Source organism: Streptomyces sp. NPDC091377 (assembly GCF_044757045.1).
Taxonomy (GTDB): domain Bacteria; phylum Actinomycetota; class Actinomycetes; order Streptomycetales; family Streptomycetaceae; genus Streptomyces.
The window spans coordinates 242,108-255,781 of record NZ_JBIVUE010000006.1 but is presented as its reverse complement, the minus strand read 5'-3'; the positions used below and the strand labels follow the sequence as shown (position 1 = coordinate 255,781).

Here is a 13,674-nt window from a genome sequence, read left to right as displayed (position 1 = left end):
GGTGATGTCCAGAAGACATGGGCGGAACCGGGCCGCTGACGGCTCCCTCTTTCCTCGCGGAACGGGTGGACGAGGCAGAACGTGGGAACAGGGAGCAAGCCGTGGGGAACATGGGCATAGCGGGGAGGGCCAGGCGCGGGGTCGTGGCCGGGGCGGCGTTCGTGGTCGGGGCGATGGTGCTGAGCGCGTGCGGGGGCAGCGCCGGGGCCGATGACGGCAAGGGCGGTCGGGGCGGGAAGGAGTCGGGCGACCAGGGCGCCCGTATCGTGATCTCCGCCGAGGACGGGTCGGCCGGGGCCTCCATCAACAAGACCGGTGTGAAGGTCAGTGACGGCCGGCTGACGGACGTGCGGATGACCGTGGCGGAGACCGGGCAGGACGTGCCGGGCGCGGTGTCGGCGGACGGGGTGAGCTGGAAGCCGAAGGAGCAGTTGGAGCGCGGGACGAAGTACCGGATCGCGGCGCGCGCGAAGGGCGGCGACGGGCGGCCGACGTCGGCGAACTCGGTGTTCACGACGGTCAGCCCGGACAACAGCTTCATCGGGACGTACACGCCGGACGACGGGTCGACGGTGGGTGTGGGGATGCCGGTGTCGTTCCGGTTCGACAAGGCGATCACCGACCGGAAGTCCGTGCAGAAGGGCATCACGGTCACGTCGAGCAGCGGTCAGGAGGTGGTGGGGCACTGGTTCGACGGCCAGCGCCTGGACTTCCGGCCGCAGGACTACTGGAAGGCCGGCTCCAAGGTCACGATGAAGATCGACCTGGACGGTGTCGAGGGCGCGAACGGTGTCTTCGGGGTCCAGAAGAAGACCGTGAACTTCACCATCGGCCGCTCCCAGGTGTCCACCGTCGACGTCGGCACGCAGACCATGACCGTGAAGCGCGACGGCAAGGTGCTGAAGTCGGTGCCGATCTCGGCCGGCAGCGCGGAGAACCCGACGTACAACGGGCAGATGGTGATCTCGGAGAAGTTCAAGGAGACCCGGATGAACGGCTCGACCGTCGGCTTCGGCGGCGAGTACGACATCCCGGACGTCCCGCACGCGATGCGCCTGACCACCTCCGGAACGTTCCTGCACGGCAACTACTGGTACCCCAAGGGCAATCCGCCCTTCGGCCGCCAGGGCACCAGCCACGGCTGTGTGGGCCTCGCGGATGTGCAGGGCGCGCAGGGCGACACCGAGGCCAAGTGGTTCTACGACAACTCCCTGCTCGGGGACGTCGTCATCGTGAAGAACTCCCCCGACGACACGGTGGCCCCCGACAACGGGCTCAACGGCTGGAACATGTCCTGGAGCCAGTGGACCGCGGACAGCGTGGCCTGATCTGTCCAACGCCGCACTGACCAGGTATTTTTGAGGGACCATCGGGCCGCGCGGGAACTTCTCGCGCGGTCTGGCAGTTTTCCTTGCGTACGTTTTCTCGGTTCCCGGACATGATGTCCGACCGAGGGGCTACGGTATGCACCCACAAGGTGACACGCAGCAACGCCGGGAGAAACCTTGAGCGTTCCGTACGAGACGGCAGCGTACGAACCACCACCAGAGTCGCCGGAGTCTCCGGAAGAGCACCTCGCGCGACTGCTCGGCCGTGCCCTCAACTCCTTCGAACTGCCCGACGACACCATACGGCGTCTCGACTGCGCCCTGGCGCAGGACAGTTCGCTGCACTCCGCGCACCACAGCGCGGGGCAGCACCGGGAGACGTACCGGCACACCTGGCTGCTGGCCGACGGGTCGGCACTCACCCTCTGGGAGCTGGTGCACGACACCCGGCCGGGAGGCACCCCGCAGCACGAGGTGTACGCGGACGAGGAGGAGTTGCGCGCCGCCACGGCCAGACTTCCGCTGCCGCCGGACGCACCGGACTTTGAACTCTCGGTGCAGGTGCGGCTGCCACCGGTCCCGGGCCCTCGGCACACCTACGTGCCCGACGACTCGGCGGACCACGCGCGCCGGCTGCTGCGCCGCGCGGAGAACGCGGACCGGCCGGACGCGGAGACGGCGGCGCTGCTCGCCGAGGCGATCGCGCACCAGATCACCCAGGCGTTCGGCCGCCCGTGCCGGGCGGGGCGTGCCGGGCTGTGCTTCTCGCTCTACGAACACGCGTTCCTGCTGCGTGACGGCCACGAGGTCTCCCTCTGGGAGGTCGAGCACACGGCAACGCCCGACGGCCGTCACATGTGCGAGGTGTACGCCTCGGAGGACGCCGCCCGCGAAGCGATGGAACGACGGGCGGCACAGGTGCCCTGAGGATGGTGCGGGGGCTCGGGTTCCCGGGAACCCCGCCCCCCTGAGTTCGCCGCGCTCATGGGGCCGTAGGACCCTCGCCGCACGAAGCGGTGGCGTGCCGCACGACGCGGTGGTGCGCCCGCGCTCTCGTCACGCCGCCACCGGCTCCTTCGGCTCTGTCGTCGGCGTCCGGTCCGTACCCGGTGTGGCGGTGCCGTCCGGGTCCGGGGTCGGCTTCCGGAGGCTCTTGAGGACGACGACCAGGGCCGTGGTGACCGCGACGCCCGCCGCGATGGCGATCAGGTAGAGGAACGGGTTGCCGATCAGCGGCACGACGAAGATGCCGCCGTGCGGGGCGCGCAGTGTGGTGTCGAAGGCCATCGACAGGGCACCGGTGACCGCGCCGCCCGCCATCGAGGCCGGGATCACCCGCAGCGGGTCGGCCGCCGCGAACGGGATCGCGCCCTCGGAGATGAAGGACGCGCCCAGCACCCAGGCGGCCTTGCCGTTCTCGCGCTCGGTCGGGGTGAAGAGCCTGCCGCGCACGGTCGTGGCCAGGGCCATCGCCAGCGGCGGCACCATTCCGGCGGCCATCACCGCCGCCATGATCTTCATCGCCGAGTCGCTGGGCGCGGCGACCGCGATACCGGCGGTGGCGAAGGTGTAGGCGACCTTGTTGACCGGTCCACCCAGGTCGAAGCACATCATCAGGCCGACCAGGGCGCCCAGCAGCAGGGCGTTGGTGCCGGTGAGGCCGCCCAGCCAGTCGGTCATGCCCTTCTGCGCACGGGCGATGGGTTTGCCGATCACCACGAACATCAGGAAGCCGACGATCGCCGAGGAGATCAGCGGAATCACCACCACCGGCATGATCCCGCGCAGTGACGCCGGGATCCGCACCCGCTGGACGGCCAGCACCACCGCACCGGCGATCAGACCGGAGGCCAGACCGCCGAGGAAACCGGCGTTGATGGTGAGCGAGATGGAGCCGCCGACGAAGCCGGGGACCAGACCGGGCCGGTCCGCCATGCCGTAGGCGATGTAGCCCGCCAGGACCGGGACCAGGAAGTTGAAGGCGACGCCGCCGATCTGGAAGAACAGGGCGCCCCAGCTGTCCGCCTGGGTCCAGAGGAAGCGGTCCATGACGGACGGCGCCTTGTTGATCTCGTAGCCGCCGATCGCGAAGCCGAGGGCGATCAGCAGACCGCCGGCCGCGACGAACGGGACCATGTAGCTGACGCCGGACATCAGCCACTTACGCAACTTGGTGGCGTAACCCTCGTCGGCGTCGCCCGTGCGGTCGACCGGCGTGCGCCCCGGCGCGGGCGCCGCACTCACCTCGCCGCGCGCCGCCTTCCCGCGGACCTCGGCGATCAGTTCGGCGGGGCGGTTGATGCCCGCCTTCACTCCCACGTCGACCGTGGGTTTCCCGGCGAAGCGGTCCTTCTCCCGTACCGGGACGTCATGGGCGAGGATCACGCCGTCCGCCGCCGCGACGACGGCCGGGTCGAGCCGGGTGAATCCGGCCGAGCCCTGCGGTTCGACGGTGATCTCGACGCCCGCTTCCCGGCCCGCGTTCTCCAGGGACTCGGCGGCCATGTAGGTGTGCGCGATACCGGTGGGGCAGGAGGTGACGGCGACGATCCGGAAGGGACGGCCGGTGTCCGCGGGCGGCGCGTCCGGGGCTACGGCGCTCTCCGCGTCGCCCCTGATGAGCGCGGCGGCGCCCGCCGCGTCCGGTACCGCCCGCAGTGCGTCCGTGAACTCGGCGTTCATCAGCCGGCGGGCGAGCGAGGACAGGATCGTGAGATGGGCGTCGTCCGCACCGGCGGGCGCGGCGATCAGGAAGATCAGGTCGGCCGGGCCGTCCGGCGCCCCGAAGTCGATGCCGGAGGCGCTGCGGCCGAAGGCGAGGATCGGCTCGGTGACATGTTCGCTGCGGCAGTGCGGGATGCCGATGCCGCCGTCCAGGCCGGTGGGCATCTGGGCCTCGCGGGCGGCCACGTCGGCGAGGAAGCCGTCCAGGTCGGTCACCCGGCCCAGGGCCACCATCCGCTCGGCGAGGGAGCGCGCCGCCGCTTCCTTGGTGTCGGCGGACAGGTCGAGATCGACCAGATCCGCGGTGATCATGTCACTCATCGCGGGCTCCTTCGCTCGCGTATCGCCCGGGGGACGAGGTGGGCTGGGGGGACGGGGACGGGCGGGAGGGCGGCCGGGAGGACAGCCCGAAAGGCACGGAGACGGGCGGGACGAAGGGCACGGAGGGCAGGGAGGGCACGGAGGGCAGGGAGGCGGGCGGGTCGGGGGGCCGAGGGGTGGAGCGGGCCGGGGGCGGGCGCGGGGAGGGTGCCGGTCATGGCACCGGCTCCGTGAGCGCACGGTCCAGCGGCACGTCCGACGTCACGGTCACCGCCGCCGGGTCCAGGTCCGCCGGGGTCGGCATCACACTGCCGGGCAGTTGGACGGCCGCGGCCCCGTGGGCGACGGCGGAGGCCAGGGCGGCCGGCCCGGTGCCCCCCGCGATGAGGAACCCGGCGAGGGAGGAGTCCCCGGCGCCCACATTGGAGCGTACGGCGGTGACGGGCGCGGTTGCGAACCAGGTGCCCGCCGACTCGACCAGCAGTTGGCCGTCCGCGCCCAGACTGGCGAGGACGGCCCGGGCGCCCATCGCGCGCAGTTCCTCGGCGGCCTCGACCGCGTCGCCGACGGTGGTGAGGGGGCGGGCGACGGCCTGGGCGAGTTCCTCGGCGTTGGGCTTGACCACGTCGGGCCGGGCGCGCAGGGCCGCCGGGAGGGCGGGGCCCGAGGTGTCCAGGGCGATACGCGCGCCCCCGGCGTGCGCCCGCGTGACGACATCGGCGTACCAGGAGGGCGCGAGTCCCCGCGGCAGGCTTCCGCAGCAGGCGATCCAGTCCGCGCCCGCCGAGCGCTCCCGCACCGTCTCCAGGAGCGACTCCTGCTCCGCCGCCGACAGTTCGGGGCCGGGCGCGTTGATCTTGGTGAGTACGCCGTCGGACTCGGCCAGCGCGATGTTGGAGCGGGTGGCGCCGGCCACCGGGACCGGCGCGACCTCGATGCCCTGGGCGTGGAGCAGGGCGGCGACCAGCGCGCCGGGCGCCCCGCCGAGCGGCAGCACGGCGACCGTGCGGCGGCCGGCCGCGGCGATCGCGCGCGAGACGTTGACGCCCTTGCCGCCGGGGTCCATGCGCTCGCCGCTTGCGCGGATGACCTCGCCGCGCTCCAGCGCGGGCACCTCGTAGGTGCGGTCGAGGGAGGGGTTGGGGGTGACGGTGAGGATCATGCGCGGACCACTTCGGTGCCGCCGCGCTCGATCGCGGTGGCGGCCTCCGGGCCGAGCCCGCTGTCGGTGATCAGCAGATCCACCTCGCCGAGGTCGCCGAAGCGGGCGAAGTGCTCCTGGCCGTGCTTGCTGGAGTCGGCGAGCAGCACCACCCGGCGGGCCGCCGCCATCGCCGCCCGCTTCACGGCGGCCTCGGCGAGGTCGGGGGTGGTCAGCCCGTGTGCGGCCGAGAAGCCGTTGGCCGCCACGAACAGGACGTCCGCGCGGATCTCGGCGTACGCGCGCAGCGCCCAGGCGTCCACGGCGGCACGCGTACGGTGCCGGACGCGCCCCCCGACGAGGTGGAGCTGGATACCGGGGTGGTCGGCGAGACGGGCGGCGATCGGGAGGCCGTGGGTGACGACGGTGAGGGAGGTCTCGACCGGGACGGCCGCCGCGAGCCGGGCCACGGTCGTACCGGCGTCGAGGATCACCGTGCCCTCGGCGGGCAGTTCGGCGAGCGCGGCCTTGGCGATGCGGTCCTTCTCGTCGGCGGAGCTGGACTCGCGCTCGGTGAGGTCGGGTTCGAAGTCGAGACGGCCGACCGGGATCGCGCCGCCGTGCACCCGGCGGACCAGTCCGGCCCGGTCGAGGGCCTTCAGATCCCGGCGGACCGTCTCCGCCGTCACCTGGAACTCCTCGGCCAGCGACAGCACGTCCACCCGGCCCGCGTCCCGGGCGAGCCGGAGGATCTCCTGCTGCCGCTCCGGTGCGTACATGTCCGTTTGCCTCCGACTCTGCCCGATCGCGTGGTTTTCGCTCTGTTGAGGGGGAGCGTACGGCCGGATCTCCAGAAAGTAAATCGATTCGGACTCTTACAGACTCAATCGGGCTCCGATCAGACATGAACGGGCGCAGAGCGAGCGCAGGTAGGCAGGGGAGGGGCATGGGCGGGGCGGGGCCGAGGCGCACGCCGAAGGGCCCGGCACCCCCGGTGCCGGGCCCTTCCTCGGACGGTCGGGTGGGTCGGTTGCGACCTCAGCCCACCAGCTCCGGCTCCCGCCCCCGGTCCTGGCCGGGCGTCAGGTCGTCCCCCGGCTCCTCGGCCGCCGTCGCCGCCCCCTCCACATGCTGGGCCGGGCGCTTCGGCAGGGCGAACATCACGAGGAAGATGACGATCAGCAGCCCGGCGACCCAGCCGAGCGCGTTCTGGAAGCCGTCCAGGTACTCGGCGCCCACCGCGCCCGGTGCCACGTGCTCGTCGATGACACCGAAGAAGACGACGGACACCAGGCCGAGGCCGAGCGCGTTGCCCATCTGGGTGACCGTGTTGACCAGCCCGGACGCCGCACCGGCGTGCTCACGCGGCACCTGAGACAGCACCGCGTCCGTCAGCGGGGCCACGATCAGGCCCATGCCGACGCCCATCACGATCAGCGGCAGCGCCATCTGCCAGGGCGCGATGTCGGCCCCGTACCGCCCGGCTTCCCAGAGGTAGAGCAGCACGCCCGCCGCCATGGCCGCGGCACCGGCCTGGAGCACCTTGCGTCCGAACCGCGGCACGAGGACCTGCACCGAGATCCCGGCCGCGACCGACACGGCGAGGGAGAACGGCACCCCGGTCAGTCCGGCCTTCAGCGGCTCCCAGCCCAGTCCGATCTGCATGTACAGCGTCCAGACCAGGAAGAACACGCCCATCACCACACCGAAGACGGTCTGTACGGCGATCCCCGCGGCGAAGCTCTTCACCTTGAACAGGGACAGCTCGATCAGCGGGGAGCCGTCCCGCTCCGCCTTGCGCCGCTCGTACGCCACCAGCGCCGCGAACACCCCGATCGAGCCGGCCATCGACACGAAGCCCCAGGCCGGCCAGCCGTTCTCGCGGCCGTGGGTGAGCGGGTAGATCAGCATCATCAGCGCGGAGGTGACCAGTGCGACCCCCACCAGGTCGAGCTTGAGCGCCCGCGGGGCCTTGGACTCGGAGATGAACCGGCTGCCCAGGACCAGGGCCGCGACACCGACCGGCAGGTTGATCAGGAAGATGGGCCGCCACTCCAGCCCGAACAGGTTCCACTCGGTGAGCAGCGCGCCCAGCAGCGGGCCGGACACCGCGCCCAGTCCGACGATCGCGCCGAACAGACCGAAGACCTTGCCGCGTTCGTGCGCCGGGAAGGTGGCGTGCACGATCGCCAGTACCTGCGGCACCATCAGCGCCGCCGTCGCGCCCTGGAGGATCCGGGAGGCGACCAGCATCTCCGGGTTCACCGCGAGGCCGCACAGCGCGGAGGCCACGGTGAAGCCCGCGACGCCGACCAGGAAGACCCGCTTGCGGCCGAAGATGTCACCGAGCCGTCCGCCGGTGATCAGGCCCGCGGCGAAGGCCAGCGCGTATCCGGCGGTGATCCACTGGATCTGGCTGAAGCTCGCGCCCTCGTCCCGCTGGATGGACGGGATGGCGATGTTGACGATCGTGACATCGACCAGGTCCATGAAGGCCGCCGTCATCACGATGGCCAGCGCGAACCAGCGCCGCCGGTCGGCCTGCCCGACCTGACCGGACTGACCGGACTGACCGGACTGACCGGGCCGGCCGGTGGTATCGACCGACGCCGTGGCCGGTGCCCCTTCCGCCGGTGAACTCGGCGTCCTTGAACTGAGATTCGTCTCGCTGGAGGTCATGTCGCATAAGCTAGGGGCTCAGTAGGTCAGATCATGTCCTAGTGGTGAGGCACCCTCGACAACATGACGACGGACACCCCGGCACGGCTCCTGCAACTGCTCTCCCTCCTCCAGACCCCCCGCGAATGGCCCGGCGGAGAACTCGCCGACCGGCTGCGGGTCTCCCGGCGGACGGTCCGCCGCGACATCGACCGGCTGCGTGAACTCGGCTACCCCGTCCAGGCCACCATGGGCTCCGACGGCGGCTACCGGCTGGTCGCGGGCAAGGCGCTGCCGCCCCTCGTCCTGGACGACGAGGAGGCGGTCGCCATCGCGGTCGGCCTGCGGGCCGGCGCCGGTCACGCCCTGGAGGGCGTGGACGAGGCATCCGTACGCGCACTCGCCAAGCTGGAGCAGGTGCTGCCCAGTCGGCTGCGCCACCGGGTGGCCACCCTCCAGGCCGCCACCACCCCGCTGACCAGCGGCGACGGCCCCAACATCGCCCCCGAGACCCTCACCGTCATGGCCTCCACGGTCGCCGGTCACGAACGGCTGCGTTTCGCCTACCGCTCCGGCGACGGCACCGAGAGCCGCCGCGTCACCGAACCGCACCGGCTGGTCTCCACCGGCCGCCGCTGGTACCTCGTCGCCTACGACCTCGACCGCCAGGACTGGCGTACGTTCCGGGTCGACCGGGTGAGCGACCCCTTCGCCACCGGTGCCCGCTTCAGCCCGCGCGAACTGCCCACCGGCAACGCGGCGGAGTACCTACGGCGGTCCATCAGCCGTCAGCAGGAGACATACGGGTTCTCCGTGATCTTCGAGGCACCCGCCGAGGCCATCGCGGGCCGGCTCCCGCCCTGGATGGGCACACCCGAACCGCTCACCCCCGACCGATGCCGGATGCGCGGCACAACGGGTGACCCACTGGAGTGGCTCGGAGTCAGACTGGCCATGCTCGGCCCCGACTTCACGATCGAGAACCCACCAGAACTCATCACGTACGTAAGGAACTTGGGCCAGCGCCTGCTACGGGCTTCGGGGACCTGAGGCGGGGCCTGACGCCGGGGGGGGCGGGTCCTGACCGGGGCCCGACCGGGGCCCGACCCGGGAGCACAGGCCCCGACCCAGGGAGCGCGGGTCCCGGCCCAGGAGTGTCGTTCGGGCGCGCTCAGAGGGCGCCCGCAGAACCCCCGGCGGGAACCCGCGTCCCGGGCCGTCGGCGCCTCATAGTTCCGTCCACCGGAAATCCCGTAGCGCTTCCAGATTGCGGACGGCCAGCGCCGCCGGTCCCTGTGGCCCGTCCGGCGGACCGTCGCCGGCCGCCCAGGACTCCACAGCGACCCGCACGGCCGCACTGGCGACCGCGGCGGCGAACCGCAACGCCGGGGACACCTCCGGATCGCCGCACCCGGCAACGTTGTCGCCCTGCGGCACGCCCCCGTTCTCGCCCTCACCCGGCGCGGCCCGCCCCAGCCGGACCGCCAGTACCTCGGCCAGGGTCCCCTCCCCCGTGCGGCACACCTCCGCCCACACCCGCCCCAGCGCGGGGCTCGCGTCCGCGAGGCGGACCAGGGTGCGGACCCCTTCCCACGAGGCCGCCGAGACCCCGACGCCGGGGGTGAAGGTGTGCCGGACGGCGTGGTCCAGTGCCTCGGGGACGGAGAGTCCGGGCGGCGCGGCCCGCAGCGCCTCGGCCCAGCGTTCGGCGCCGGCGGCGTAGAGGGGGGCGACGGACTCTTCCTTGGTCGCGAAGTAGCGGTAGAACGTGCGCGGCGCGATCCCGGCGGTGTGGGCGATGTCCTCGGCGCGGGTGGCCCTGAGCCCCCGGCTGACGAAGAGGCCGGCCGCCGCCCGCGCGATCTCCATACGGGTCGCCGCCTTGCGCCGCTCGGTCAGCGAACCGGCCGCCGCAGAAGCGGTCGCGGCGGGCCCCGAAACGGGGCGGTTGTGTGCGGGGGTGGTGCTGCTCACGTCGGCAGGCTATGCCCCTGTGGCAGAATCTGCCATCCGGCGGGCCACCCCGGGGTTCAGGTTCGGGGTGCCCCGCCTCCCTCACCGCACAAGGAGGAGCCGGGCTCCGGCGCCAGGGGGGGGGAGGCGCGCGGAGCCCGGCTCTGGGGAGTCCCGGCGCCGGGGGGGTTGGACGGCGGGACGTGGTTCCTGGGCGTGGCCAAAGTCGTGGTCGTGGTCATGGAAGCGGTCGGCGGGGAACAGATCCCCGCCCCTACGGAGCGGCAGACCCCGTGCTTCCTCGGAGCCTCCTCCATGAGGTCTCCGGGTAGCCGGACTTCTGCGCCCTGAGGGTTTGTTCCCGATGCGCCGCCGGTTAAGCGGCGTTACATCGCCATGTTTGCGCGGGCTTTGGCCACCCGGCGCACGCCCCCGCCCGGCGAGGGCCCGCTCCCGGACCGTTGCCCTGACGGGCAGGGACTCACGCCACCGCGTCGAACCCGGTGTCGCGGGCCAGCTTCTTCAGTTCCAGCAGGGCGTGCTTCTCGATCTGCCGGATCCGCTCACGGGTCAGTCCGTGCTCCTTGCCGACCTCGGTCAGGGTCCGCTCGCGGCCGTCGTCGATGCCGTAGCGCATCTTGATGATCGAGGCCGTGCGCTGGTCGAGGCGGCCGATCAGATCGTCCAGTTCCTCGCTGCGCAGCAGCGTCAGCACCGACTGCTCCGGGGTGATCGCGGAGGTGTCCTCCAGGAGGTCGCCGAACTGGGTGTCCCCCTCGTCGTCCACCGACATGTTGAGCGAGACCGGGTCACGCGCCCAGTCGAGCACATCGCTGACCCGCTCCGGCGTGGAGCCCAGCTCCGCCGCGATCTCCGCCGGCTCCGGCTCCCGGCCCTGGTCGCGGTTGAACTCGCGCTGCACACGACGGATCCGACCCAGCTCCTCCACCAGGTGGACGGGGAGCCGGATGGTGCGCGACTGGTCGGCGATCGAGCGGGTGATGGCCTGCCGGATCCACCAGGTGGCGTACGTCGAGAACTTGAAGCCCTTGCGGTAGTCGAACTTCTCGACGGCGCGGACCAGTCCGGCGTTGCCTTCCTGGATCAGGTCGAGCAGGGGCAGTCCGCTGCGCGGATAGCGGCGGGCGACCGCGACCACCAGACGCAGGTTGGAGCGTATGAAGACATCCTTGGCCCGCTCACCGGCGGCGACCAGGGCTTCCAGCTCCTCCCGGGTGGCGTCGGAGGTCGATTCCTCGAAGCCCTCCAGGACCTGCCTCGCGAAGACACCCGCCTCGATCGTCTGCGACAGGTCGACTTCCTTCGCCGCGTCGAGCAGCGGGGTGCGTGCGATCTCATCGAGATACATGCCGACCAGGTCGCGGTCGGCGATCTCGCCGCCAGAGGCGCGAACGCTGTGTGCCGCGTCGGAGGTCTCGCCGGCGGCGGACTTACGACGGGCGACGGCACGGGTTGCCATGCGTGCTCCCTTGCGATGGTGGGGTCAGCGGGTCGGTCTCCGGATACTCGGACTCTCGGCTGTACGACCTCTCCGTACTCTTTCCGGGTGCCCTGCATCCGATGGAAACAACGACTGGAATCCGGACAGAATTCCCAACGGGCCCCCCAATTTTTCTGATCATGCAGTACCCTGTGCCGCCCCAGGGGGAGGTCGGATGGCGTCCGCACCCACGGAGGTCCAGGTCAGGCCGGGAACCGAGGATGATCTCGACGCCCCCACCACGCTCTGCAACCACTACATCCGTGAGACGCCGATCACATTCGACACGGCGGTCTTCCCTTCTGCGGAGCGCTGCCGCCCTTGACCGCCCTCCCACCTTGAAGACGGACCGCATCGGCTGATGGTTGCCACGGACGCGGACTCTCAGGAAATCCTTGACCACGCCACATCCGGCTCTTTCGCGTACGCGGCCGTCATCGACCGCTACCCACCGGACGGCCGTCACTCACCCGAACTGCACCGACCGCTTCGCCAGCCCCATCCAGAACCCGTCGATCACCGACCGCTGGGCGTCCGTCTCCCCCGTCGCGTCGGCCGCGCCCAGGGTGACGAAGAGCGGGGCGAAGTGCTCGGTGCGCGGGTGGGCGTACTGACCCGCCGGGGCCTTGTGCAGGAAGTCCAGCAGGGCGTCCCAGTCCCGTGACTCCAGCGCCCGCCGCCCCCAGTCGTCGAACTCGGCCGACCAGGTCGGCACGCCCGGCCCGGTGTGCCGTAGCGCGGCGAGGTTGTGGGTGAAGAAACCGGAGCCGACGATCAGCACGCCCTCGTCCCGCAGCGGGGCCAGCCGACGGCCGATCTCCATCAGCCGCACCGGGTCGAGGGTCGGCATGGAGACCTGGAGGACCGGTATGTCGGCGCCGGGGAACATCTCGACCAGCGGGACATAGGCACCGTGGTCGAGCCCCCGGTCGGGGATGTCCTGCACCGGCATGCCCGGGGCGCGCAGCAGTTTGCGTACCGACTCGGCCAGAGCGGGGGCGCCCGGGGCGTCGTAGCGGACCTGGTAGTAGTGCTCGGGGAAGCCCCAGAAGTCATGGACGAGCGGGACCGTCTCGGTGGCGCCGAGGGCGAGCGGGGCCTCCTCCCAGTGGGCGGAGACCATGAGGATCGCGCGGGGGCGGGGCAGTCCGGCGGACCAGGCGGCCAGTTCGCCGGGCCAGACGGGGTCGTCGGCCAGGGGCGGGGCGCCATGGCTGAGGTAGAGGGCGGGCATCCGCCCCTGTGCCGCGTCGGACATGCTGACCACCACTCCCGTGGATAGTTGGACGTAGATCACGCAGTTCACGCAGTTCGCGTAGATCGCGTAGATCGCGTAGATCGCGTAGATCGCGTAGATCGCGTAGATCACTGAACATAGATAGTTGAACTCTAAAGAACCACCCCCGACCATACGACCACTTTCTTTAATCTTCAAGCAGCACGGTCGTACAGTGGACGCATGAACACGGTCTGGCTCACCGCCGAGGAGCAGCGCGTCTGGCAGGCGTACCTGCACGCCACGACGCTGCTGGAGGACCATCTCGACCGTCAGCTCCAGCGCGACGCGGGAATGCCGCACATCTACTACGGGCTGCTCGTCCAGCTCTCCGCGGCGCCGGAACGGCGACTGCGGATGACCGAGCTGGCCCGCCACGCGAAGATCACCCGTTCCCGGCTCTCGCACGCCGTCGCCCGCCTGGAGAAGCACGGCTGGGTGCGCCGCGAGGACTGCCCCTCCGACAAGCGCGGCCAGCTCGCGGTCCTCACCGACCAGGGCCAGGAGGTGCTGGCCCGCTCGGCGCCCGGCCATGTCGGCGCCGTACGCCAGGCGCTGTTCGCCCGGCTCACCCCGGAACAGCAGAAGTCCCTCGGCGAGATCATGGAGATCGTCGCCGAGGGACTTCAGCCGAACGAAGCCGGAGCGGACCTGCCCTGGCTCCGCTGAGCCGCTCACTCGGTGCGGAGCCGGGGCAGGTCCCGGATGCCGTACGCGGAAGGCGTCCCCTCCTGCCGTGCACGGCGGGCCCGATGGGTACGACGGACCGGTC

11 protein-coding genes and 1 pseudogene are annotated in these 13,674 nt (G+C 71.4%); 5 read left to right on the top strand and 7 right to left on the bottom strand.

The features are described from left to right. Positions 1–110: 110 nt before the first annotated feature. Together ACIQNG_RS15905 and ACIQNG_RS15900 are read left to right on the top strand one after the other, a co-directional pair. On the top strand, positions 111–1,328 hold the full coding sequence (locus ACIQNG_RS15905; protein WP_401485701.1) for an Ig-like domain-containing protein: 1,218 nt from the start codon (positions 111–113) through the stop codon (positions 1,326–1,328). A gap of 177 nt (positions 1,329–1,505) precedes the next feature. Then, the gene (locus ACIQNG_RS15900) at positions 1,506–2,255 is read left to right on the top strand and encodes a DUF6227 family protein (RefSeq protein ID WP_401485433.1); all 750 of its coding nucleotides are present in this window, start codon (positions 1,506–1,508) and stop codon (positions 2,253–2,255) included. 129 nt (positions 2,256–2,384) lie between these two features. Here the strand turns inward: ACIQNG_RS15900 and ACIQNG_RS15895 are convergent, their stop codons facing one another. From ACIQNG_RS15895 to ACIQNG_RS15880, 4 genes are all read right to left on the bottom strand, one after another. Further along, positions 2,385–4,373: a fructose-specific PTS transporter subunit EIIC gene (locus ACIQNG_RS15895; protein WP_401485431.1), complete on the bottom strand. Its 1,989-nt coding sequence runs from the start codon at positions 4,371–4,373 to the stop codon at positions 2,385–2,387. Positions 4,374–4,587: 214 nt separating this feature from the next. Beyond that, positions 4,588–5,535 carry a 1-phosphofructokinase gene (gene pfkB / locus ACIQNG_RS15890; protein WP_401485429.1) on the bottom strand — a complete coding sequence of 316 codons (948 nt, stop codon included), beginning with the start codon at positions 5,533–5,535 and terminating at the stop codon, positions 4,588–4,590. Beyond that, entirely contained in the window at positions 5,532–6,293 is a 762-nt protein-coding gene (locus ACIQNG_RS15885; RefSeq protein ID WP_401428639.1) for a DeoR/GlpR family DNA-binding transcription regulator, read from the bottom strand. Before ACIQNG_RS15885 ends, pfkB begins: the two co-directional genes overlap by 4 nt. A gap of 259 nt (positions 6,294–6,552) precedes the next feature. Beyond that, the gene (locus ACIQNG_RS15880) at positions 6,553–8,019 is read right to left on the bottom strand and encodes an MFS transporter (protein WP_401485700.1); all 1,467 of its coding nucleotides are present in this window, start codon (positions 8,017–8,019) and stop codon (positions 6,553–6,555) included. 237 nt (positions 8,020–8,256) lie between these two features. On the opposite strand from ACIQNG_RS15880, the gene ACIQNG_RS15875 reads away from it, so the two are divergent. Further along, positions 8,257–9,222, top strand: coding sequence for a helix-turn-helix transcriptional regulator (locus ACIQNG_RS15875; protein WP_401485426.1), 966 nt, complete (start codon positions 8,257–8,259; stop codon positions 9,220–9,222). A gap of 177 nt (positions 9,223–9,399) precedes the next feature. Here ACIQNG_RS15875 and ACIQNG_RS15870 read toward each other — a convergent pair whose 3' ends face one another. Together ACIQNG_RS15870 and ACIQNG_RS15865 are read right to left on the bottom strand one after the other, a co-directional pair. Then, complete coding sequence (locus ACIQNG_RS15870; RefSeq protein ID WP_401428633.1) at positions 9,400–10,146, bottom strand: TetR/AcrR family transcriptional regulator; 747 nt, start codon at positions 10,144–10,146, stop codon at positions 9,400–9,402. A 460-nt stretch (positions 10,147–10,606) separates the two neighbouring features. Next, a complete protein-coding gene (locus tag ACIQNG_RS15865) occupies positions 10,607–11,605 on the bottom strand; it encodes an RNA polymerase sigma factor RpoD/SigA (RefSeq protein WP_401428631.1) in 999 nt (332 codons plus the stop codon). A gap of 196 nt (positions 11,606–11,801) precedes the next feature. On the opposite strand from ACIQNG_RS15865, the pseudogene ACIQNG_RS15860 reads away from it, so the two are divergent. After that, positions 11,802–12,068 (top strand): annotated as a pseudogene (locus ACIQNG_RS15860) (GNAT family N-acetyltransferase); the annotation flags it as partial. Between the two features lie 24 nt (positions 12,069–12,092). Here ACIQNG_RS15860 and ACIQNG_RS15855 read toward each other — a convergent pair. Next, the gene (locus ACIQNG_RS15855; protein ID WP_401428710.1) at positions 12,093–12,884 is read right to left on the bottom strand and encodes a dioxygenase; all 792 of its coding nucleotides are present in this window, start codon (positions 12,882–12,884) and stop codon (positions 12,093–12,095) included. 201 nt (positions 12,885–13,085) lie between these two features. Between ACIQNG_RS15855 and ACIQNG_RS15850 the strand changes: the two genes are divergently transcribed. Beyond that, positions 13,086–13,571 (top strand): MarR family winged helix-turn-helix transcriptional regulator, encoded by a 486-nt coding sequence (locus tag ACIQNG_RS15850; protein ID WP_401485424.1) that lies wholly within the window; start codon positions 13,086–13,088, stop codon positions 13,569–13,571. Positions 13,572–13,674: the final 103 nt, after the last annotated feature.

What these genes read in the sequence shown, in the direction of transcription:
- ACIQNG_RS15905 (WP_401485701.1), top strand. Translation starts at nt 111, where the DNA reads ATGGGCATAGCGGGGAGGGCCAGGCGCGGGGTCGTGGCCGGGGCGGCG.
- ACIQNG_RS15895 (WP_401485431.1), bottom strand. Translation starts at nt 4,373, where the DNA reads ATGAGTGACATGATCACCGCGGATCTGGTCGATCTCGACCTGTCCGCC.
- pfkB (WP_401485429.1), bottom strand. Translation starts at nt 5,535, where the DNA reads ATGATCCTCACCGTCACCCCCAACCCCTCCCTCGACCGCACCTACGAG.
- ACIQNG_RS15885 (WP_401428639.1), bottom strand. Translation starts at nt 6,293, where the DNA reads ATGTACGCACCGGAGCGGCAGCAGGAGATCCTCCGGCTCGCCCGGGAC.
- ACIQNG_RS15880 (WP_401485700.1), bottom strand. Translation starts at nt 8,019, where the DNA reads ATGACGGCGGCCTTCATGGACCTGGTCGATGTCACGATCGTCAACATC.
- ACIQNG_RS15875 (WP_401485426.1), top strand. Translation starts at nt 8,257, where the DNA reads ATGACGACGGACACCCCGGCACGGCTCCTGCAACTGCTCTCCCTCCTC.
- ACIQNG_RS15865 (WP_401428631.1), bottom strand. Translation starts at nt 11,605, where the DNA reads ATGGCAACCCGTGCCGTCGCCCGTCGTAAGTCCGCCGCCGGCGAGACC.
- ACIQNG_RS15855 (WP_401428710.1), bottom strand. Translation starts at nt 12,884, where the DNA reads ATGTCCGACGCGGCACAGGGGCGGATGCCCGCCCTCTACCTCAGCCAT.
- ACIQNG_RS15850 (WP_401485424.1), top strand. Translation starts at nt 13,086, where the DNA reads ATGAACACGGTCTGGCTCACCGCCGAGGAGCAGCGCGTCTGGCAGGCG.